Genomic DNA, 20,044 nt, shown 5'->3' with positions numbered 1-20,044 from the left:
AGGGGGCATTACGGGGTGATGATCACTTTCCGGCAATCTGCGCCTTGGTGTAGAACCCGTCCTGTTCCAGCAGGTCGATGTTGTCCTTGGTCAACGGAGTCGGAGTGAGCAGGATGGTGTCGACTTTTTTGCTGCCGTTGTCGTACTGCGAGCTGTAGGCGGGTTTCTCGTTACGCGCCAGTTGCACCGAGAGCTTGGCGGCTTCGGAGGCGATGAGTTTCAGCGGCTTGTACACGGTCATGGTTTGAGTGCCGGCGATCACTCGCTTGACCGCTGCAAGGTCCGCATCCTGCCCCGAAATCGGCACCTTGCCGGCCAGTTGCTGAGCGGCCAGGGCCTGGATGGCGCCGCCTGCCGTGGCGTCGTTGGAGGCGACGATGCCGTCGATTTTGTTGGCGTTGCGGGTCAAGGCGTTTTCAACAATGCTCAGCGCTTCGGTAGGGTTCCATTCCTTCACCCATTGTTGGCCGACGATCTTGATATCACCCTTGTCGATGGCCGGTTGCAGCACTTTCATCTGCCCTTCGCGCAGGACTTTTGCATTGTTGTCGGTAGGCGCACCACCGAGCAGGAAGTAATTGCCCTTGGGCGCTGCGTGCAGCACGCCGCTGGCCTGCATCTCGCCGACCTTTTCGTTATCGAAGGAAATGTAGGCGTCGATATCCGCGTTGAGTATCAGACGGTCATAGGACACGACCTTGATTCCGGCTTTCTTCGCTTCGGCCACTGCGTTGGTCAGGACGGTAGCGTTGAACGGCACGATGACGATCACATCGACGCCACGAGAAATGAGATTTTCGATTTGCGAAATCTGCTTTTGCTCGTTGGCATCGGCCGACTGTACGAAGACCTTGGCGTCCATTTTTTCCGCCGCCGCAACGAAGTAATCGCGGTCACGTGACCAGCGTTCCAGCCGCAGATCATCAATGGAGAAACCAATTTTCGGGTGGGCGGCATCGGCCATCACCGGCAGCGACAGCAGAGCCAGGGCGCTGGCCAATAGCGCGCGTTTTACTTTCTTCATGGTGGTGCGTCCTTTTATTTTTGTTTGAAAGACACGGCCTGACGATGAGTATCGGGCTGGTAGAACTGTAGAGAATCTGCAGACGCAGCGGACACAGATTTGTCGTGCGAATGTCACAGCGTTGTTGCGCCCGCAGACCCGTTGGCGATCAGCGATAGATAAACCGGTTGACGAGGTTTTCGAGCATCTCCTGCCTGCCGCTGACGGCCTGCGGATTCAGCTCGTTGGCGAATGCGTGTTCGGCCAATGACTGGAGGTTGAACTCACCCGCCAGCACCGCCTGCCCGAACGGCTGCTGCCAGCCGGCGTAGCGTTGATCCTTGAGCAGCTGGAGCTGGTCGTTCTGCACCATGGCGGCTGCCCGCTCCAAGGACAGGGCTAAGACGTCCATTGCGCCGACGTGACCATGGAACAGATCGATCTCATCGAGGCTCTGGCGGCGAACCTTGGAGTCGAAGTTGAACCCGCCATTCTTGAACCCGCCGGCCTTGAGAATTTCATAGGTGACCAGGGTCATTTCTTCGACGCTGTTGGGGAATTGATCGGTGTCCCAGCCGTTTTGCGGATCACCGCGGTTGGCGTCGATGCTGCCGAAAATCCCCAGCGAGACGGCCGTCGCAATCTCGTGATGAAAGCTATGACCGGCCAGGGTCGCGTGGTTGGCCTCGATGTTGACCTTGATTTCCTTTTCCAGGCCGAACTGCTGGAGAAAGCCGAACACGGTGGCGCTGTCGTAATCGTATTGGTGCTTGGTCGGCTCCTGCGGCTTGGGTTCGATCAGCAAGTCGCCTTTGAAACCGATCTTGTGCTTGTGCTCGACCACCATGCGCATGAAGCGGCCCAGTTGTTCGCGTTCACGTTTCAAGTCGGTGTTGAGCAGGGTTTCGTAGCCTTCGCGACCGCCCCACAATACGTAGTTGGACCCTTTCAGCCGTTGGGTCGCGTTCATGGCGCTGAATACCTGGGCGGCAGCGCAGGCGAACACTTCGGGGTCAGGGTTGCTGGCGGCGCCTGCGGCAAAGCGCGGGTTGCTGAAGCAGTTGGCGGTTCCCCACAGCAGCTTGATCCCGCTTTCTTCCTGGTGTCGCTCCAGGTGATCAATCATTTGCGCGAAGTGGTTGCGGTACTCCTTCAGCGAATTGCCTTCCGGGGCGACATCCGTGTCATGGAAGCAGTAATAGTCGATACCCAATTTGGAGAAGAACTCGAACGCGGCTGCCGCCTTGCCAATGGCCAGCTCCATCGGGTCGCCGGCGTGTTGCCACGGGCGCTTGAAAGTACCTGCACCGAACACATCGGAACCCGGCCAGACGAAGGTGTGCCAATAACAGGCGGCCATGCGCAGGTGTTCTCGCATGGGTTTGCCGAGGATGATTTTGTCGGCGTCGTAGTGACGGAAGGCGAGGGGAGAATCACTGGCAGGGCCTTCGTAGCGGATCCGGTCGACATCGGGGAAGTACGGCATTGGCAATGTCCTTGTTGTTCTTGGGCGTGTCTCGATACTAACAACGGCCCCGTGCCTGCTGATTATGAAAATCACCAACAGCGGGTGCGATTTTGCGTATTGAGATTCGCCGTCTGCACGCCTAGTCTGTGCAAACCGCCTCCGTGACAAGGGGCTCGGAACAAGCCTGAAAACAATGAAAACCGTACCGCCTGTTCACCGCATCGCACTGTTGTTCAACGGGAGCAAGATCTATGACCGCGGCATCATCAGCGGCATCGGCAACTACCTGAGCAGCACCCGCGCGTCCTGGGACCTGTTCCTGGAAGAGGACTTTCTCTGCCGCTTGAAAGGAATCGAGCGCTGGCAAGGTGACGGAATCATTGCCGACTTCGACGATCCGCTGATTGGCGAGGCGCTGGCCGATATCAAGTTGCCCGTGGTGGCGGTGGGTGGTTCTTATCAGGATGAACGGGCCTATCCCAAAGGGATCCCGTACGTCGCTACCGACAATAACGCACTGATCACACTGGCTTACACGCACTTGATCGAGGCAGGGCTGCAGCGTTTTGCCTGCTTCAGCCTGCCCGAAGCGCAGGCAAATCGTTGGGCTCAGGAGCGGGAAAAATCCTTTCGACGACTGATGCAACGTGACGGCTTGCACGCCGAGGTCTATCGCGGCATGGGCACCAGCGCACCGCTCTGGGACAGCGCCGTCGAACAACTGATCGCCTGGCTCCAGAGCCTGCCCAAGCCCATTGGCATCATCGCCGTCAGTGACGCCCGCGCCCGGCAGTTGCTGCAAGCCTGCCTGACCGCCGGAATCGCCGTACCGGAGCAGGTGGCGTTGATCGGCATCGACAACGACCCCCTGACACGCAGCCTGACCCGGGTCCCCCTGAGCTCGGTCATCCAGGGCACCGAAACCATGGGCCGCACCGCCGCGCAACTGCTGCACCAGATGCTGCATGGCAAGCCGTCCACGGGCACGCACATCCTGATCCCGCCTGATGCGATCAACGTGCAGGTGTCGAGTTTGCACCAACCTTTGGGCAACCCCTACGTCATGCAAGCGCTGCTGTTTATCCGCCAATATGCCTGCCAGGGCATCAAGACGGCGCAAGTGGCGGCTTATGTTGGCGTGTCGCGCTCATCGCTGGAGTCGCACTTTCGCACTGTGCGAGGCTGCAGCGTGCACGACGAGATTCTGCGCTTCAAACTGACGGCCGCCACCAGCGGGTTGGAAAATACCAACACAGCGATTGCGGACGTTGCCCGTAATTGCGGTTTCAAATCCGCTCAATATCTACACACGGTGTTCCGTCGCGAGTTTGGATGTACGCCCCGTGAATACCAGCAGGGCGTCAGATAGCGATGCGGGGTGTAATTGGTCGATTGTTGTGTGGTGCGAAGGGCTGGATTCAACTGGTCGATACAACACTCCTTCTACCTGTTGTATCCACAATCCAAAGCGGACCTAACCGGTTTTTGAAGTCATCCAGGTCAAAAAATTATTGAGCTGAGTCGTAAACTCTTTTGGCTTAGCGTACGGGTTCCTGGCCTGGGACAAGAAAAAAGAGATCTGCGTTCTCATGCACGGGAAATGCTGAACAAACAGCTCGACATGCTCTTCCAGTGTTTGCGGCCACATCAGGTCCTGTTCAGAGCGAAGTACTTGAGTTGACCGGATGAGTTTGCGCGAGGCTTCGCGTTGCAAGCGTAGCGATTGCGTCGGTGTGGTCGCCTGATCGATAAGATCGGCATATCGGGTCAGTACGGATTCAAAGTCACCATTCACGGCAATGGCGATATCACGCGACGGCTTGAACCGGTCGAAGCGTTTGGTCAGATCATTCCCCCATAAGCAACGACAGTGATGCTTGAGCCAAAAACCCCAGCTCAATCGACTGTCAGCCGCCAATATTTCAGAACGACTACCGATGTCGAAATCGATCTTGATGACTTCGGTATGCCGACTTTCCAGCGTGCGCCTTTTCGACTCCAACATTTCGAGACTCTGCGACGTAGGAGGGCTGTGCAGAACAAGGGTTAGGTCCAGGTCAGAAACCCCCGGGACCGCATCGCCCCTAGCGACGCTGCCATAAAGATAAACCCCGTCCAGCAGAGGTTCCGATCGAGCGAGCGTCATGCAAACGTCCACCAGTAAATCCTGAAACTGTGGCTGCACCTCGACGTTGGGCACGGTGAGGATATAACCGTCTGCATCAATGCCACGAGGATGGAATCGTTCCATGAAGCCGTCCGTGAGTTGTGTTCAGAGAGGTACTTTAACAGCCAATAGTGACTGCTTTTGACCCCGAGTATGTCAAAACCCTTGTTAGCCGCTTTCCACTCCGGAATGTTTTGCTCTACTCAACCATCACCCGGGATCTGCCGTCTTTCCAGCAGCTTTATGATGAGCGCCTCTCCACGCTGCCTAACGTCCAGCGCCTGACATCCACCCTGGTGATGAAACGGGTCATTCAGGACCGTTCCCTTCCTCTGTGATTTGAACCTGTTTTTTGGGTGGTGCCGGATCAGATCATTCCACCACCCGATTGTCCTCCGAGCAGGTGAGGAAATGGACGCTTCTCATCCTTTTTGACGCGGCTCGTCAATTTCCGTTTTCAGTAACGCCTCCCCATTACCTTGATGGCGTGTCGCAAACGCTCCCTGACGTGTCGTCCCGGGCCAACTGCGCAAAACACAGGTGCGCTTGGTAATAAGCGTTATTAGAGATTGATCTAGGCAATTGCATTCTAAAAGCGACGCGATTCTTTTCTGTAAGCGACCAAGTCATTTTTCGAATAGATAAATAACTGAATGAATTTAAAGGAGAAATACAAAATTCACGGTGAATTTTTTATGTGTTTTCTATGTATACACAAGAAATACAATCTATTGACCACCCCGAAAACCCATGCGAGTCTGACCCCATCAGCCACCCGCATCTGACGGCGAAATCAACTCTGGAGGTCGTTCGTGAAAAACGGCAAAACCTGTCTCTACGAAGACTTGAAACGTCAAATCCTGACGATGGAACTGGACCCTGACGAGGCGCTGGATGAAGTGATTCTCAGCGAGCGTTATGGCTTGTCCCGCACCCCCGTTCGAGAAGTTTTCCGTCGTTTGGCCGGTGAAGGTTATATCGACATTCGAGAGAACCGCGGCGCGCGGGTTATCCCGATGAATCACTCGACACTGCGCAATTTCTTCCTGGTTGCACCGATGATGTACGCAGCCATCGGTCGTCTCGCGGTGCAGAACTTCAAGCCACGTCAGCTGATCGATCTGAAAGACACGCAGTACCGCTTCCGCCACGCCACCACTTCAAGGGATGCGCTGGCGATGGTCGTCGAGAACAATCGATTTCACGCAATTATGGGTGAGATGGCTGGCAACCAATATCTGCAACCCAGTCTGGAAAGACTGCTGATTGATCACGCCCGAATCGGTAATACATTTTTCCGACCTCAGAATGAGGATATGGAACAACGTCTTGATCTGTCCGCCTGCCACCATGATTTGTTTATCGAGGCTATCGAGCGTCGCGATGAAGGTGCAGTCGTTGATCTTGTGTTTGAACACTGGGAACTGTCCCGAGAAAACATGGAAATTTTTATCGCGCCTCAAGGCATCCAGGCGGACGCACTCATTGACCTTCCACGTCACTCATCTTCGGAGAAATCATCTTGAAATTTGAAGGCATCTATACCCCCGCGGTGACTCCTTATAATCCTGATGGGGAGATCGACTGGAATGTGTACTCCGAAGTATTGGAGTCGCTGATCGAAGCGAAAGTACACGGCATTATTATCGGCGGGTCGACCGGCGAATATTATGCGCAGACTGCAGAAGAACGTACTGAGCTTGCCGCTTATGCGAAAGATGTGATCGGCACTCGGGTGCAACTGATCGTCAGCACGGGGGCCATTCGCACTGAAGATGCGGTGCAGTATGCAAAGGATGCCAAAGCGATCAAAGCGGACGCCATTCTCGTCACCAGTCCGCCGTACGCGCTCCCTACCTCCGAGGAAAACGCGATACATGCATTGACCATTGATCGCGCTGCCGACCTGCCGATCATGCTTTACAACTACCCGGGTCGCATGTGCGTTTCGATGGATGAGTATTACTTCACCCGTGTGAGCCAATCGAAAAACGTAATTGCAATCAAGGAAAGCTCCGGCGACATGGGGCAGGTGCATCTGCTCGCGCGTAAGTTCCCCAACATCGCACTGTCATGCGGCTGGGATGACCAAGCACTGGAGTTTTTTGCCTGGGGTGCCAGAAGTTGGGTGTGTGCCGGTTCCAACTTCCTGCCCAAAGAACACGTGGCGCTTTATGAAGCCTGCGTGATCGAGAAAGACTTCGATAAAGGCCGTCGGATCATGTCGGCGATGATGCCCCTGATGAATGCTTTGGACGGCGGTAAGTTCGTGCAGTCGATCAAATATGGTTGCGAGCTTAATGGACTGAAAGTAGGGGACGTGCGCTTACCGCTTCAGCCTCTTGATTCGGAAGAAAAACAACGCCTTCAATCGGTCATCGCCGAACTGAAACGCAATGTAGCAAATATCACTTCGGGAGCCAGCCATGGGTGATCTTCTGAGCAAGGCCGAATATGCGGCCCTCGCGAAAAGCATTTCGTTGCCTTCCAACGCATTTATCAATGGCGCGTTCAAACCGTCCCTCTCTGGCAAAACGTTCGTTACAACCAATCCGGCAACGGGTGAGTTTTTGACAGACGTCGCTGCCTGTTCGTCCGAGGATGTCGACGTAGCGGTCAGTAATGCCAAAGAGGCATTTGAGGATGGACGCTGGAGATCGATTTCTCCCAGGGAGCGCAAAGCCGTTCTCCTGAAGTTCGCGGATCTGCTTGAAAGCCATCAGCACGAACTGGCAGTTTTGGAGAGCCTCGATAGCGGCAAGCCTGTCAGTGAATGTCAGTTGGTCGATGTACCGGACACCATTCACACCCTGCGCTGGCACGCGGAGTTGATCGACAAGATTTATGACAACACCGCCCCGGTGGGCAGTGACGCACTGACCATGGTTGTGCGCGAGCCGATTGGCGTGGTGGGCTGCGTATTGCCCTGGAACTTCCCCCTGTTGATGCTGGCCTGGAAAATCGGCCCGGCGCTTGCGGCTGGATGCTCGGTCATCGTCAAACCCGCCGAACAGACCACGCTGACCACGTTGCGAGTCGCGGAGCTGGCGTTTGAAGCCGGCGTACCTGCCGGTGTGCTCAACATCGTGACCGGCACTGGCAAGGAGGTCGGAGAGCCGATCGGTTTGCATAACGATGTCGACATGGTGAGCTTCACGGGCTCCACCGCGACCGGTCGCCGTTTCCTGCATTACGCCGCTGATTCGAACCTGAAGCGCATCGTGCTCGAATGTGGCGGTAAAAACCCAGCCGTGGTGATGGACGATGCCGAAGACCTGGACCGTGTTGCCGAACATGTCGTTAACGGTGCGTTCTGGAACATGGGCGAAAACTGCTCTGCAACCTCACGCCTGATCGTTCACGAGTCCGTGAAAAACGAGCTGCTGCAACGCATGGGCGCCTACATCCGCGAATGGAAAATGGGTGATCCCCTCGATCCGCAAAACCGTGTGGGGGCGCTGGTCAGCCCTGAGCATTTCGCGAAAGTTAAGTCGTACCTTGAGCAAGCCACCGCTGGAAAGCTGGCGGTTGTGTACGGCGGTGAGACTAAAGACGGCGCCTTCGTACAGCCAACCGTGATTGACGGTGTCGACAGAGAAAGCCGGTTGTTCCAGGAAGAGATCTTTGGCCCGATTCTGTCGGTCACCACCTTCAGTTCGATCTCCGAAGCGATCGCCCTGGCCAATGACACGGTGTACGGCCTGGCCGCCTCTGTTTATACCGGTAGCCTGCGCCGGGCCATCAAGTTGTCGCGAGAAATTCGCGCCGGCATCGTCACTGTGAACTGCTTTGGTGAGGGTGATGCTTCGACGCCTTTCGGCGGCTACAAAGAGTCGGGATTCGGTGGTCGGGACAAATCCATTTTTGCTCACGATCAGTACACCGAAATCAAAACCATCTGGATCGATGTGTCTGATCGGTCGGTTGATGAGACCGAAAAATGAGCACCCATACCATCAAGCGTCTGCCGGTAGACACCGGGGTTTCAGGTTGGGAGGCGATATCCACACGCACTGCGCCTGTCCGCATGCTTGATGGGCGCGTGACGGCGGACTGGCTGATTATCGGTGCAGGCTTTGCCGGTCTCTCCGCCGCTCGCAGGTTGTCCCAGTTGCATCCGGGCGACAGCATCGCGATTGTCGACGCCCATGAAGTGGCGAAGGGGCCGGCCGGCAGGAACTCGGGCTTCATGATTGACGTGCCGCACAGTCTTTCATCCGGGGAGTATTCGGTTGCCGGTGAGTCTGCAACGGCGCAGGAAATCGCTCAGAACCGCTTTGCCATTGCTTTCGCAGCAGAAGCCGCGCGCGAGTACGGCATGTCTACGGAGACTTTCGACCCCTCCGGCAAGATTAACGCGGCGGCAACAGAGCGGGGGATGAAGCTCAATGACAACTATGCAAAATCACTGAAAGGTATTGGCGAACAATACGAACTGCTCGACGCTGCGCAGATGCAAGAGATAACCGGCTCTCACTATTACCATGGCGGGCTGTATACGCCCGGCGCGGTAATGATTCAACCGGCTCAATATATAAGGGACCTTGCATTTGGACTTGATAAGAACGTCAGTCTGTATGAGCGGTCGCCGATTATCGAGTTGTCGAAGTCAGGGAATAGTTGGACGGCCAAGTCCCATCGTGGTGTTGTTAATGCGCCTAAAGTGATTCTTGCAGTCAATGGCCATGTCGAAGACTTTGGCCATTTTCAAGGAAGACTGTTGCATGTGTTTACCTATGCTTCGATGACCGCTGCTTACAGTCATGATGAGTTTGACAGGCCGGTGACCGGCAAACCGCGTTGGGCTTTATTACCGGCGGATCCCATGGGGGCGACTGTTCGCAAGATCACTTCAAACGGACTTTCGCGCATTGTTATTCGAACCAAGTTTACCTATGACCCCAGTATTCAAGTAACGCCGATGCGTGTTGCTGAAGTGGCCGAAGAACAACGGCATTCGCTGGACGCACGCTTCCCGGAGTTGAAATCGACTCCGCTGGAATTCAGCTGGGCAGGGCGGCTCTGCTTGAGCCGCAACAGCGCGCCAGCCTTTGGCGAAATAGAAGAAAACCTCTACTCGGCGTGCTGCGAAAACGGGCTGGGGACGGTTAAAAGTACGTTGGCAGGCGTGATGGCTGCCGAATTGGCCAGCGGGGCACATTCACCGCTGTTGGAAAGTTTCAGTCAAATGCCAGGGCCTAGCCGGCTTCCACCCAGGCTATTAACCAAACTGGGTGTCAACTCGGTTATTCGTTGGCAGGCGCTGAGGGCAGGGCGAGAGGGCTGAATTGCTTCAAACATCCGGCTTTTATTTCATAAAGGCCTAATCTCAAGTTGTAAACCGTAGATCGGAGTTCGCCATGAAAAAGATTTGGAAGGCTATCTGCGCTGTCGCTGTGGCTGGCTTAATGAGTTTGCCAGTTCACGCCGAAGAAAAAACGATCACCATGGGTACCTTGTCATGGGAAGACTTGACGCCTATTACCGGTATTACCAAAAAGGTACTTGAGGATTCCGGTTATAGCGTAAAAGTTGTTGAGTTTTCCGAGTGGGGTATTGCTTACGCGGCGCTGACCAAGGGCGATATTCAAGTGCTCGCCTCTCAAACAGATTATGCAGCGAACGACTATTGGAGCAAAAACAAGAACCGCCTGGAAAAGCTGTCCCCAGTTTCTTATGGACTCTACCAAGGTATCGCCGTTCCTAAATATGTGGATATCGACTCTGTCGATCAGTTGAACGACAACTCGGAAAAGTTTGGCGGAAAAATCATCGGTATCGAACCGGGTTCGGGCTTGATGAGCGATGCGACCAAAGCCGTCAGCGCTTACGGCATCAAGTTGAAACTGCTCGAAGGCAGTACCGCAGCGATGACCGCCGCATTGAAATCGGCCGTTGATCGTAAAGAGTGGGTGGCGGTCACCGTTTGGGAACCGTCGTGGATGGCGCAGAAATTCGACCTGAAGTTCCTCAAAGACCCAAAAGGCGTTTTCCCGCCGCCACAAGGTTACTACTGGATCGGTCACAAGGGCTTCACAGAGAGCTACCCGCACGCACGTGAAGTGATGGCCAGCGTGTATGTGCCGATCAACGACATCACCGCAATCAATGGTGAAGTGAAGGACGGCAAAACCATGGAACAGGCCGTTAAAGGCTGGACCGATAGCCACGCCGAGCTGCTGAAGCGCTGGGAAGACATAAAGAAATAAGCAACGACTTTTTCCAAGCCACTGCCGCCCTTTGATTCATTAGAAAAACCAGAAAAACTGGTTCGACGGGTACGAAAATGACAACCCCCAAAATAGACACGAACGAAGTGCTGGTAGATTGCCAGTCCGTCTGGAAAATCTTTGGTAAAGGCGCACCTGCTGCGATGAACGCTGTCGTTCAGCAGGGGCTGACCAAGACCCAGATCCTGCAAGATTACAGCTGCGTGGTCGGGGTCTCCGACGTCAGTCTCCAGGTTCGCCGAGGAGAAATCTTTTGCATCATGGGATTGTCCGGCAGTGGCAAATCCACCCTGATCAGGCTTCTGAACAAACTGATCACGCCCAGTGCCGGTAAGGTTCTGGTCAAAGGCAAAGACCTTTCATCCTTGACTCCCGCAGAGCTGCGGGAGGTGAGGGCGCGTCACATCGGCATGGTCTTTCAGAGCGTTGCCTTGCTGCCTAACCGCACGGTTCTGGAGAACACCGCGTTTGGCCTGGAAGTACAAGGCGTGGGCAAGGCCGAGCGTTACAAAGTAGCCGAGCAGGCGTTGGCCAAGGTGGGTTTGAGCGACTGGATTTCGCGCTATCCCAGCGAGTTGTCCGGTGGCATGCAACAACGGGTAGGGCTGGCGCGAGCGATCACGGCGGATCCTGAAGTGATCCTGATGGACGAGCCGTTCAGTGCGCTTGACCCCTTGATTCGTCGGCAGTTGCAGGACGAGTTCCGGCAACTGACCAAGGAGCTCGGCAAGTCCGCAGTCTTTATTACCCACGACCTAGACGAGGCGATCCGTATCGGTGACCGCATCGCGATCATGAAAGATGGCGCGATCATTCAGGTGGGCACTGCCGAGGAGATCGTGCTGAACCCGGCGGATGACTACGTGGCGGAATTTGTCGCAGGCATTTCCAGATTGCATCTGGTCAAAGCTCAATCGGTGATGACACCCGTCGAGCCTTACAAGGTTGCGAACCCTGGCTGCGACATCGCCAAGCTGACCAAAACCTCGCCCGACGCGGATATCAACGAGCTGATCGGCTTGACGATGAAGTCCGACCGCGATGCGCTCGCTGTGGTGGATAACGGTGCGGTGGTCGGCGTCATTACGCTGCGTGATCTGCTGCGTGGCGTTCAAGGTATTCCGAATGAGTTCGCTGGCTCATCAGCCGCCACTGTTCTGGAGGAATCATGAGCACGCCTGACTTTTCCAACCAATTCGATTCGGCCGTCAACTCGAGCCTGGAATGGCTGATGGATAACGGCGAGTTTGTGTTCGACACTGCTAATACGTTGCTGAAGGGCATTTACCAAAGCGTTCTGTGGTGCATTGCCTATCCGCCGTATTACGTCATCGCGATTGTCCTGGCCTTGATCGGCTGGCGAGCGGTTGGCGTTCGATTCGCGATTCTCACCGGTCTGGCGTTGATGTTCTGCGACATCATTGGCTTGTGGCCAGAGACGGTCAGTACGCTCGCCCTGGTACTGACCGCCACGGTGTTGGCACTGGTGGTGGCGATTCCGTTGGGCGTGCTGGCTGGTTTGGCGCCATCCTTTGATCGCGTCGTCGATCCTTGTCTGGATCTGGTGCAAACCTTGCCGCCCTACATCTATCTGCTGCCGGCCATTGCACTGCTCGGCTACGGCCCGGCCACGGCACTGTTGGCGACCTTCATCGTTGCGGTGCCGCCGGCGATGCGGCTGACTTCCCTGGGGATTCGCATGACCCCACGGGAGTTCATCGAGCTGGGGGATGCCAGCGGCGTCACCCGGTGGCAGATGTTTTTCAAAATCCGCTTGCCGTTCGCCATGCCCAGCATCATGGCCGGGGTTAATCAAAGCCTGATGATGGCCTTCGGCATGGTGGTGATCGCTGGCATCGTCGGCTCTGGTGGTTTGGGCGAATCCATTTACGGGGCGGTACGCACACTGGATATCGCCAAGTCGATCAACGCGGCAATAGCCATCGTCATCCTGACCATGATTCTGGATCGGTTGGCCCAGAGTGCTGCACGGTCCCGGATGGGAGAATCCCAATGACAACGCAAATCCAATTTTCTCCAGGCGAGTTTCTGGCACCCGCTGTTGACTGGCTGAACGCCAATTTACACGGCTTGTTCATGGGCGTTAGCCACGTCATCGAGGCGATACTCGGCGCAGTGGAAACGGCTCTGCTTGCTCCCCATCCTTATTTATTCATTGGAATTGTCGTTGTAGCGGCGTTCTTTTTTGCTAACAAGCGAGTCGCTGTTTTCGCTGCTTTGATGTTGGCTTTTTGCTTGTTCTCTGGACTGTGGGTCGCTTCCATCCAGACTATTGCGCTGGTATCCGTGGCGGTCTTGATATCGGTCGCCATCGCCTTTCCGCTGGGTGTCCTGGCGGCCCGTGTGAAGCGGGTCGACGAGGCGTTTTTACCGATCCTCAACATCATGCAAACCGTGCCACCGTGGGTTTACCTGATTCCCGCTGTGATTCTCTTCAGCCTGGGACGCGTGCCGGCAATCATCGCGACGATTGTGTATGGCATCCCACCGATGCTCAGACTGACGACCCTTGCTTTCAAGCAGCTACCAAAAGATCTGCTCGAGTTGGGCCAGGCTTCCGGTGCTTCGCCAAGGGACATTCTGTTCAAGATCGAACTGCCGACTGCCGCACCCACGCTGTTGGTTGGTCTGAACCAATGCATCCTCATGTCCCTGGCGATGGTGGTGCTGGCAGGTCTGGTAGGGGCGGGAGGTCTTGGGGCTGAAGTGACCCGAGGCCTCTCCAGGATGGAGATGGGGTTAGGGCTGCGTGCCGGTCTGGCGATTGTTGCTATTGCACTGCTGCTGGATCGCCTGTCACGCGGCGCGTTGCAACGTCACTCCCCAAGCCAACATCTTTGAGTGGGTTTCAGCATGAGACATAGTTTTTTTTGCATTGACTCCCATGCCTGCGGTAACCCGGTGCGGGTGGTGGCAGGTGGCGGGCCTCTGTTGCCGTCGGTGTCGATGGCCGAACGACGTGAGATCTTTGTGCGCGAGCATGACTGGGTTCGAACCGCGTTGATGTTCGAGCCCAGGGGGCACGACATCATGTCCGGTGTGATCATTTATCCATCCTCGCGTGATGATTGTGATTTTGGTGCGTTGTTCATAGAGGTCAGCGGCTGCCTGCCGATGTGTGGGGCGGGCACCATAGGCTTGTCGACCGTGGTGATCGAAGAGGGCCTGGTCACGCCGCGCGAACCTGGCAAGCTGGCCATCGAGACGCCTGCGGGGCGTGTCGATGTCGACTACAGCATGAGCGGCGAATTCGTTGACTCGATTCGCCTGTTCAACGTAGCCAGTTATCTGCACAGCGCTGATGTGCTGGTCGATGTGCCCGGCGTCGGCGAGCTGATTGTGGACATTGCCTATGGCGGCAATTTCTATGCGGTGGTCGAGCCGCAGGAGAATTGGGCGGGCTTGCAAGGGCTGAGCACGGCAGACATCGTCAGCCTGAGCCAGAAGCTTCGCACGGCCCTGGCAGAGGTTTGTCATCCCGAACATCCCGAGAACAGCAGAATCAGCGGCGTTCACCACATCATCTGGTGCGACGATGGGCACGGTACAGCGGCGGATGGCCGCAGTGCGGTGTTCTACGGCGACAAAGCCATTGATCGGTCTCCCGGCGGCACCGGCACTTCGGCGCGGATGGCTCAACTGGTCGGGAAGGGACGGTTAAAGGTAGGCGACACGTTCCGCAATGAAAGCCTGATCGGGACGATCTTCGAAGGGAAAGTCGAATCATCGATAAAGGTCGGTACGTTTGACGGCATCAGGCCCAGTGTCTGCGGCTGGGCGCAGATCACCGGCCACAACACCATTTTTGTCGATGACAAAGACCCGCTTCGTCACGGCTTTCAACTGGCTTGATCGGTCGCATAATGGTGCTAGGGCTTTTTGCGCTTCTACAGTTAGCATTAGGCTTTATCTACGCAGTAACCGAGTGGGTCGAACATTGATCGAACGACGCCAATTCAGCGGAGGCATGAAGGGAAAAAATCTCCGCTATCTGAATGAAAACCCTGATGAGCCTGCTCGAATGACCCGGGCAGGCTTTGTGCTGCTCGAGCATTTTTCGCTGCCCGCGTTCACCCAGGCACTGGACACCATTGTCACCGCGAATCTTCTACGACCCAGGTTGTTCTCTTCGCGAACGTTCGGTTTGAACGACGGCGAGGTCATCAGCGATTTGGGGCTGGTCATCCGGCCGGATGCACGTCTGGATGCTTCAGCCATTCACGACCTGGATCTGCTGGTGATTTGTGGCGGCTACAGGACAGAGCTCAAGGCTGATGACGAGTTCATCAGCCTGTTGCGTATGGCGGCGAACCAGGGTGTCTGCCTGGCCGGGTTGTGGAATGGCGCATGGTTTCTGGGCAGCGCAGGTTTGCTCGATGGGTATCGTTGCGCCATTCACCCCGAACATCGCCCCGCACTCGCGGAAATCTCCAAGGCGACGCAAGTCACCAGTGAACCCTACGTCATTGATCGCGACCGCCTCACCGCGTCCAGCCCCTCGGGGGCATTTCATATGGCGCTAGACTGGATCAAGGGCCTGCACGATAAAGCCCTCGTCGAAGGGATCGAGGACATTCTGGCGTTCGAGGAGTCTCGTTATCGGCGCATCAAACCGGCTGAAAATATTTGTGTGAGCGCGCCCTTGCGCGAGGTGGTCAAGCTGATGGACGCCAACCTCGAAGAGCCTCTGGAACTGGAGCAACTGGCGGCCTATGCCGGACGTTCCCGGCGGCAATTGGAACGCTTGTTCAAGGAGCAACTCGGTACAACGCCGCAGCGGTATTACATGGAACTGCGGATCACCGAAGCACGGCGACTGCTCCAGCACACCGAACTGTCCCAGGTCGACGTGTTGGTGGCCTGTGGTTTTGTGTCGCCCAGTCATTTCAGCAAGTGTTATAGCTCGTACTTCGGGTACAGACCTTCCAAGGAAAAGCGGCTCGTTAAATAAAGAAGAGGCCTGTGCAAGGCCTCCTCTTGTTACCAGAGCGATTACGCTGCGCTAACGGCGTCGGCGGACACGGTTTTTTTCTGCACGGCCTGATACAGCAGGCTGGACACCATGAACCCAAGAATGGCCAGCACACTCATCAAACTGAAAACGTAGTTGTAACCTTGCTGGCCAGGGAAATGGTCGAGGAGCGCGCCGTAGATAACGTAAGCGAACATGCCCGGCGCATAACCGATCAGGCAACCAATACCGAAGGCTGAGCCGGTGATGTGCTGAGGAATGCCGACTTCACCCATGGGCGCCCAGAACACGCCGCGCATGGAGAACACGATGAGGGCAAAGGACAGGGTGGCCGCCATGCCCGCGTAGATGAAGCTCGGGCTTTTCGGGATGAGCATGATCACGCCCATGAGCGGCAGCAAGGCCAGGAATGCCCATTTCAGATAACGGCTGGTGCTCTTGAATTGCTTGTCGGCAATGAAGCCACCGGCGGGCCCACCCAGGATCTTCAGGAAGTACTGGTTGATGATGCCGTAGGCGCCCACCAGCGCGACAGGCAGCCCGTACATTTCCTTGAGGTAGGGAATGAAATAGGTCAGGCCGCAGTAGACGATGTAGACCATGAACACGTTGAGGCTGACCAGCCAGATACCCGGCACCTTGATGGCCTCGAGCAGGTTCGACAAACCGTTCTTCGGCTTGGCCATCGCCTGTGCGTTGCCGCCCTTGAGCAGGAACCAGGTCAGGGAGCCGGCCAGTATGTCGATGACCGAGTAGAAGAGGATTGCCGATTTCAGACCGGCCTCACCGGAGCCCATGGCGACGAACACGCCCAGGGCAGAAAAGGCGACCAGGGTATCAATGACGCCACGCCCGCCTTCCAGAAGCCCGAACAACCGACCCTGTTCCTGATCGTCACCGAGGTTGCGGATGGCCTTGAGCAGTGAGGGCCAGAAGATGCAATCGGCGCAGACGGCCAACAGGCTGAAGACGATCAGCAGATTGCTGAAGGGCGGAAAAGTCGCCAGATAGAGCCCCAGGCTGCCGGTACCTATCAGGCCGATCGGGATCAGTTTGCGCGTGTCATATCGATCGGCGAGCAGCCCGCCCACGACAAACAGCGTGGTGGCGATGATGGCGTTGGCGCTCAGCAGCACGCCGATTTCAGTATGGGTCAACCCCATGAATTCTTGCATCGGCACATAGAAGGCATCCTTGAGGTTCGCCAGCTTGTAGATGGTGCCGCCACCGAGGATAAGAATCAGGAATCGGAGCCATTTGGCCTTGTCACGAGTTGTCATTATTGTTCTCCAGGCGTAATCGAGTAGTCACGTCAGATTCAGGCGTTTGCGCGGTGAGCCAGGGTCAATTCGGCCAGGGTTCGGAACTCGGCCAGCAGGCTTCGTACATAAGCGACCTGGTTGTTTGCCCAACGGTGTTCATCAGCCAGCATTCGCTCCAGCGAATAGCCGTCCGGCAACGGCGTTTCACTCATTTCGCGGTACGCAATGAAAGGGTCGGCGGCTTCAACGGTCTGACGAAAAGCCGGGGCGACGTAGTGGTTTTCCTGCTCAAGAATGAACGCGATCACTTGCGGGGTTGATTCGCCGAGCATCAACAGCTCGAACAACATGCGTGCGCTGGGCAGGTCGTCTTCGTCGCTGCCCTGCAGCACGCCGTAATGGCCGAAACCGTTTTGCTCGGGGACGATGCGCACGCCTTTGAGATGGGTCTGGCGAATGTGTGGCGCCAGCGTCCGCAGCGCCTGCAGGGGCTGCTCGCAAGCGTTGATCATGTTGCCGAAGTCGAACAAGGCATGCAGCCGTGGATGGTTGAGCCGGTTCAGCAGTTGCGCGATCTCGGCGCTCTTGAGCTCTTCGTGCTGCTCGAAGTCGAAGAACAGGTCATGCTCGTCGGCCTGCTGCGCAAGGTAATGCAGGTCTGACTCGATCACGTCCATGACCCGGGACAGCGTCCCTTCGTAGCGTGAATAAACGCGGATGTTGCGGATGCCCAGCGCTTTGGCAATGCGGATCACTTGATCGACATCTTTTTTCAGCGTGCTGCTGATTTCCAGGTGCACATCCAGCTCCAGCGCCTTGGCCTTGTCAGCAAACGCCTGCAATTGTGTGGCTGTCATTTGGCTCAGGCTGTTTTCCTCGCCGTCGAGCAAGTGCAGGCTCAGCCCCTGCAACTCGTGGCGATAGGCGAAGTCCAGCAGGTCGGCAGGCGTGACACGGCCATGGGTGAGGTTGGTCAGCAAGGGGTAGGCATGAGCAAACAGGCGCAGCTGGCCGAGGCGCTCGAGCAGCTGTCGGGCCAGAGGTTCAGTCAGCGGGGGAGGCGCCCCGGCCCCGATGGCCTTGTGGCTCAGCAAGGCATTGAATCGTTCTTGGATCTTATTGTTCATTCGAGTCATTCCTGGTTCAGACACCGGGTCTCCCGGCGCAGCCTTTATCGCGCCAGACAGGAACTCTCGATAGATCCATTATCAGTTAAATCATAAGACCACTTGCCTTGCTTCAAGTGGCCTGCTGCAGATACCCCATTTCGCGCAAGGCCTGGGCCAATGCTTCGACGCGCTCCCGGGCCTGGTTCTCTGGGGTGCCGGCAAAACCGATCAACAGCGCGGGTGGCAGGACATGCTCGAGGCAGTAATCGCTCAGGGCGTAGGTATGAATATTGTGCCGGGCCAATGCCTTGGCGATGGCGTCGTCGTCGAGATCCGGTGGCAGCCAGGCGATCAAATGCATGCCGGCTTCCACCGGGGTGATCTTGAAGAAACCGCCCAGCTGTTGCTGCAGTTGCTCGACCAATGCTTGCTGGCGCGCCTGATACAGCGTGCGCATGCGGCGGATATGCCCAAGAAAGTGGCCTTCGCGCATGAAGTCCGCCGTCACCGCCTGGAGCAGCGTGGGCGGGCTACGATCCATGACCGCCCGCAGGGTGCAGAAGGGTTCGATCAGGGCGTGCGGCAGTATCACGTAACCCAGTCGTAGCGAGGGGAAGAGGACTTTGCTGAACGTCCCGACATAAATCACTCGAGCCCACTGGTCCATGGCATAGAGCGCGGGGAGCAGGCGCCCGCTGTAGCGAAACTCGCTGTCGCAGTCGTCCTCGATGATCCAGCTTTGCTGGTGCGCAGCCCAGTCGATGAGCTCCTGGCGCCGCGCATAACTCATGGTGACACCCAAGGGATGCTGGCGAGACGGCGTGGTAAACACCAGGCGGGCGTCCGGACACTGAACCAGACCTTGCTGGATATCGATCCCTTGTTCGTCGATGCGCAACGGGACCACCTGAGCACCCTGGGCCTGGAGCGCGATGCGCGCCGCGATATGCCCCGGATCCTCCATCCACACGTGGTCCTGCGGGTTGAGCAACAGCATGCCCAACAGATTAAAGGCTTGCTGGGCACCGGAAACGATGACGACCTGCTCGGCACTGCAATCGATGCCACGGGCATCAAACACGTATTCGGCGATCGCCGTGCGCAAGGCCTGCAATCCCTGCAGTTCGCCATAGCCGAGCATGGCCTTGGTCGGCTTGTGCAGGTGGCGATTCATCAGACGCTTCCAGACCGGTTGCGGGAACGCGTCGTAAGTACTGTGGCTGGGCAGGAACGAGGTGGGACTCCCGGGCGCCCAGTCGGCATAGGAAACTCCCTGGAAATGATTACTGCGCAGCGACAACACGGACTGGCTCAGGTCAGACAGCCGGGGCGGCTGGCGCTGTGCTTCATCGTCGGCGATACCACGACTTTCCCATTCGGTGCCGACATAGGTGCCGGCCCCGGTGCGCGAGGCCAGGAAACCTTCGGCGATCAGCTGATCGAAGGCATTGAGGATGGTGATCCGCGACAGCGACAACTCTTTGCTCAACGTCCGGGTTGACGGCAAGCGAACGCCTCCTTGAATTCTTCCACTGAGAATCTGTTTGCGAATCTGCAAATAGAGTTGGCGATACAGAGGTATTGAGTTGGCACGGTCCAGCTCAATACCCGACAGCAGCAAACCTGCGGGGGATTTCATTACATGCTCGTCTGGATGGAGTGTGGCTGATCTGGGAACACCGTCAGGCACCGAGAGATGCAAGGGTATCCAGAGGCACTCGATAAGTCATCCACCGCTCGCTTGTATGCTGGTACTTGAAGGGAGGAGGAGGGACAAGGCTCGATTCTGACTGTTGGCGCAGTACAGATCCG

Annotated in this window: 17 protein-coding genes and 1 pseudogene; 12 read left to right on the top strand and 6 right to left on the bottom strand. The window is 56.6% G+C overall.

The window, feature by feature from the left end:
* Positions 1-22 precede the first annotated feature (22 nt).
* Together xylF and xylA are read right to left on the bottom strand one after the other, a co-directional pair.
* Entirely contained in the window at positions 23-1,024 is a 1,002-nt protein-coding gene (xylF, locus tag AC07V0_RS29290; RefSeq protein WP_018930054.1) for a D-xylose ABC transporter substrate-binding protein, read from the bottom strand.
* A 148-nt stretch (positions 1,025-1,172) separates the two neighbouring features.
* The gene (xylA, locus tag AC07V0_RS29285) at positions 1,173-2,489 is read right to left on the bottom strand and encodes a xylose isomerase (protein ID WP_018930055.1); all 1,317 of its coding nucleotides are present in this window, start codon (positions 2,487-2,489) and stop codon (positions 1,173-1,175) included.
* Between the two features lie 175 nt (positions 2,490-2,664).
* On the opposite strand from xylA, the gene AC07V0_RS29280 reads away from it, so the two are divergent.
* Positions 2,665-3,840 (top strand): XylR family transcriptional regulator, encoded by a 1,176-nt coding sequence (locus AC07V0_RS29280; RefSeq protein ID WP_495020178.1) that lies wholly within the window; start codon positions 2,665-2,667, stop codon positions 3,838-3,840.
* Positions 3,841-3,945: 105 nt separating this feature from the next.
* Here the strand turns inward: AC07V0_RS29280 and AC07V0_RS29275 are convergent, their stop codons facing one another.
* Positions 3,946-4,722 (bottom strand): nucleotidyltransferase domain-containing protein, encoded by a 777-nt coding sequence (locus AC07V0_RS29275; RefSeq protein WP_495020177.1) that lies wholly within the window; start codon positions 4,720-4,722, stop codon positions 3,946-3,948.
* Between the two features lie 125 nt (positions 4,723-4,847).
* On the opposite strand from AC07V0_RS29275, the pseudogene AC07V0_RS29270 reads away from it, so the two are divergent.
* From AC07V0_RS29270 to AC07V0_RS29220, 11 genes and pseudogenes are all read left to right on the top strand, one after another.
* A pseudogene (locus tag AC07V0_RS29270) lies at positions 4,848-4,976 on the top strand (Lrp/AsnC ligand binding domain-containing protein); the annotation flags it as partial.
* A 474-nt stretch (positions 4,977-5,450) separates the two neighbouring features.
* On the top strand, positions 5,451-6,164 hold the full coding sequence (locus AC07V0_RS29265; RefSeq protein WP_495020176.1) for a GntR family transcriptional regulator: 714 nt from the start codon (positions 5,451-5,453) through the stop codon (positions 6,162-6,164).
* Positions 6,161-7,072, top strand: a complete 912-nt coding sequence (locus AC07V0_RS29260) for a dihydrodipicolinate synthase family protein (RefSeq protein ID WP_495020175.1) — start codon at positions 6,161-6,163, stop codon at positions 7,070-7,072. Before AC07V0_RS29265 ends, AC07V0_RS29260 begins: the two co-directional genes overlap by 4 nt.
* Positions 7,065-8,582 (top strand): aldehyde dehydrogenase, encoded by a 1,518-nt coding sequence (locus AC07V0_RS29255; protein ID WP_495020174.1) that lies wholly within the window; start codon positions 7,065-7,067, stop codon positions 8,580-8,582. Before AC07V0_RS29260 ends, AC07V0_RS29255 begins: the two co-directional genes overlap by 8 nt.
* On the top strand, positions 8,579-9,925 hold the full coding sequence (locus AC07V0_RS29250) for an NAD(P)/FAD-dependent oxidoreductase (protein ID WP_495020173.1): 1,347 nt from the start codon (positions 8,579-8,581) through the stop codon (positions 9,923-9,925). The genes AC07V0_RS29255 and AC07V0_RS29250 overlap by 4 nt, the downstream gene beginning before the upstream one ends.
* 73 nt (positions 9,926-9,998) lie before the next feature.
* Entirely contained in the window at positions 9,999-10,847 is an 849-nt protein-coding gene (locus AC07V0_RS29245) for a glycine betaine ABC transporter substrate-binding protein (protein ID WP_028941377.1), read from the top strand.
* A 77-nt stretch (positions 10,848-10,924) separates the two neighbouring features.
* Positions 10,925-12,040, top strand: coding sequence for a quaternary amine ABC transporter ATP-binding protein (locus AC07V0_RS29240; RefSeq protein WP_064618551.1), 1,116 nt, complete (start codon positions 10,925-10,927; stop codon positions 12,038-12,040).
* Positions 12,037-12,885 (top strand): ABC transporter permease, encoded by an 849-nt coding sequence (locus AC07V0_RS29235; protein ID WP_028941379.1) that lies wholly within the window; start codon positions 12,037-12,039, stop codon positions 12,883-12,885. Before AC07V0_RS29240 ends, AC07V0_RS29235 begins: the two co-directional genes overlap by 4 nt.
* Positions 12,882-13,730: an ABC transporter permease gene (locus tag AC07V0_RS29230; RefSeq protein WP_495020172.1), complete on the top strand. Its 849-nt coding sequence runs from the start codon at positions 12,882-12,884 to the stop codon at positions 13,728-13,730. Before AC07V0_RS29235 ends, AC07V0_RS29230 begins: the two co-directional genes overlap by 4 nt.
* 12 nt (positions 13,731-13,742) lie before the next feature.
* The gene (locus AC07V0_RS29225) at positions 13,743-14,741 is read left to right on the top strand and encodes a 4-hydroxyproline epimerase (RefSeq protein WP_064618546.1); all 999 of its coding nucleotides are present in this window, start codon (positions 13,743-13,745) and stop codon (positions 14,739-14,741) included.
* Between the two features lie 115 nt (positions 14,742-14,856).
* Positions 14,857-15,840, top strand: a complete 984-nt coding sequence (locus tag AC07V0_RS29220; RefSeq protein WP_026331794.1) for a GlxA family transcriptional regulator — start codon at positions 14,857-14,859, stop codon at positions 15,838-15,840.
* 41 nt (positions 15,841-15,881) lie between these two features.
* On the opposite strand, the gene AC07V0_RS29215 is transcribed toward AC07V0_RS29220, so the two are convergent.
* From AC07V0_RS29215 to pdxR, 3 genes are all read right to left on the bottom strand, one after another.
* Positions 15,882-17,141, bottom strand: coding sequence for an MFS transporter (locus tag AC07V0_RS29215; RefSeq protein WP_495020171.1), 1,260 nt, complete (start codon positions 17,139-17,141; stop codon positions 15,882-15,884).
* 38 nt (positions 17,142-17,179) lie between these two features.
* Complete coding sequence (locus AC07V0_RS29210) at positions 17,180-18,250, bottom strand: sugar phosphate isomerase/epimerase family protein (protein WP_495020170.1); 1,071 nt, start codon at positions 18,248-18,250, stop codon at positions 17,180-17,182.
* A 112-nt stretch (positions 18,251-18,362) separates the two neighbouring features.
* Positions 18,363-19,871 (bottom strand): MocR-like pyridoxine biosynthesis transcription factor PdxR, encoded by a 1,509-nt coding sequence (gene pdxR, locus AC07V0_RS29205; protein ID WP_495020169.1) that lies wholly within the window; start codon positions 19,869-19,871, stop codon positions 18,363-18,365.
* Positions 19,872-20,044 lie beyond the last annotated feature (173 nt).

It is taken from the genome of Pseudomonas sp. GW821-FHT01E10, from assembly GCF_059422365.1.
Note: the sequence above shows the minus strand (reverse complement) of the source record. Positions and strands in the feature narration are given on the sequence as shown.

Excerpts from the sequence above, each read along its gene's own strand:
- AC07V0_RS29255 (WP_495020174.1), top strand. The coding sequence starts at position 7,065 with ATGGGTGATCTTCTGAGCAAGGCCGAATATGCGGCCCTCGCGAAAAGC.
- AC07V0_RS29275 (WP_495020177.1), bottom strand. The coding sequence starts at position 4,722 with ATGGAACGATTCCATCCTCGTGGCATTGATGCAGACGGTTATATCCTC.
- AC07V0_RS29280 (WP_495020178.1), top strand. The coding sequence starts at position 2,665 with ATGAAAACCGTACCGCCTGTTCACCGCATCGCACTGTTGTTCAACGGG.
- AC07V0_RS29240 (WP_064618551.1), top strand. The coding sequence starts at position 10,925 with ATGACAACCCCCAAAATAGACACGAACGAAGTGCTGGTAGATTGCCAG.
- AC07V0_RS29230 (WP_495020172.1), top strand. The coding sequence starts at position 12,882 with ATGACAACGCAAATCCAATTTTCTCCAGGCGAGTTTCTGGCACCCGCT.
- xylA (WP_018930055.1), bottom strand. The coding sequence starts at position 2,489 with ATGCCGTACTTCCCCGATGTCGACCGGATCCGCTACGAAGGCCCTGCC.
- AC07V0_RS29250 (WP_495020173.1), top strand. The coding sequence starts at position 8,579 with ATGAGCACCCATACCATCAAGCGTCTGCCGGTAGACACCGGGGTTTCA.
- AC07V0_RS29225 (WP_064618546.1), top strand. The coding sequence starts at position 13,743 with ATGAGACATAGTTTTTTTTGCATTGACTCCCATGCCTGCGGTAACCCG.
- AC07V0_RS29235 (WP_028941379.1), top strand. The coding sequence starts at position 12,037 with ATGAGCACGCCTGACTTTTCCAACCAATTCGATTCGGCCGTCAACTCG.
- AC07V0_RS29215 (WP_495020171.1), bottom strand. The coding sequence starts at position 17,141 with ATGACAACTCGTGACAAGGCCAAATGGCTCCGATTCCTGATTCTTATC.
- pdxR (WP_495020169.1), bottom strand. The coding sequence starts at position 19,871 with ATGAAATCCCCCGCAGGTTTGCTGCTGTCGGGTATTGAGCTGGACCGT.
- AC07V0_RS29245 (WP_028941377.1), top strand. The coding sequence starts at position 9,999 with ATGAAAAAGATTTGGAAGGCTATCTGCGCTGTCGCTGTGGCTGGCTTA.
- AC07V0_RS29210 (WP_495020170.1), bottom strand. The coding sequence starts at position 18,250 with ATGAACAATAAGATCCAAGAACGATTCAATGCCTTGCTGAGCCACAAG.
- AC07V0_RS29220 (WP_026331794.1), top strand. The coding sequence starts at position 14,857 with ATGAAGGGAAAAAATCTCCGCTATCTGAATGAAAACCCTGATGAGCCT.
- xylF (WP_018930054.1), bottom strand. The coding sequence starts at position 1,024 with ATGAAGAAAGTAAAACGCGCGCTATTGGCCAGCGCCCTGGCTCTGCTG.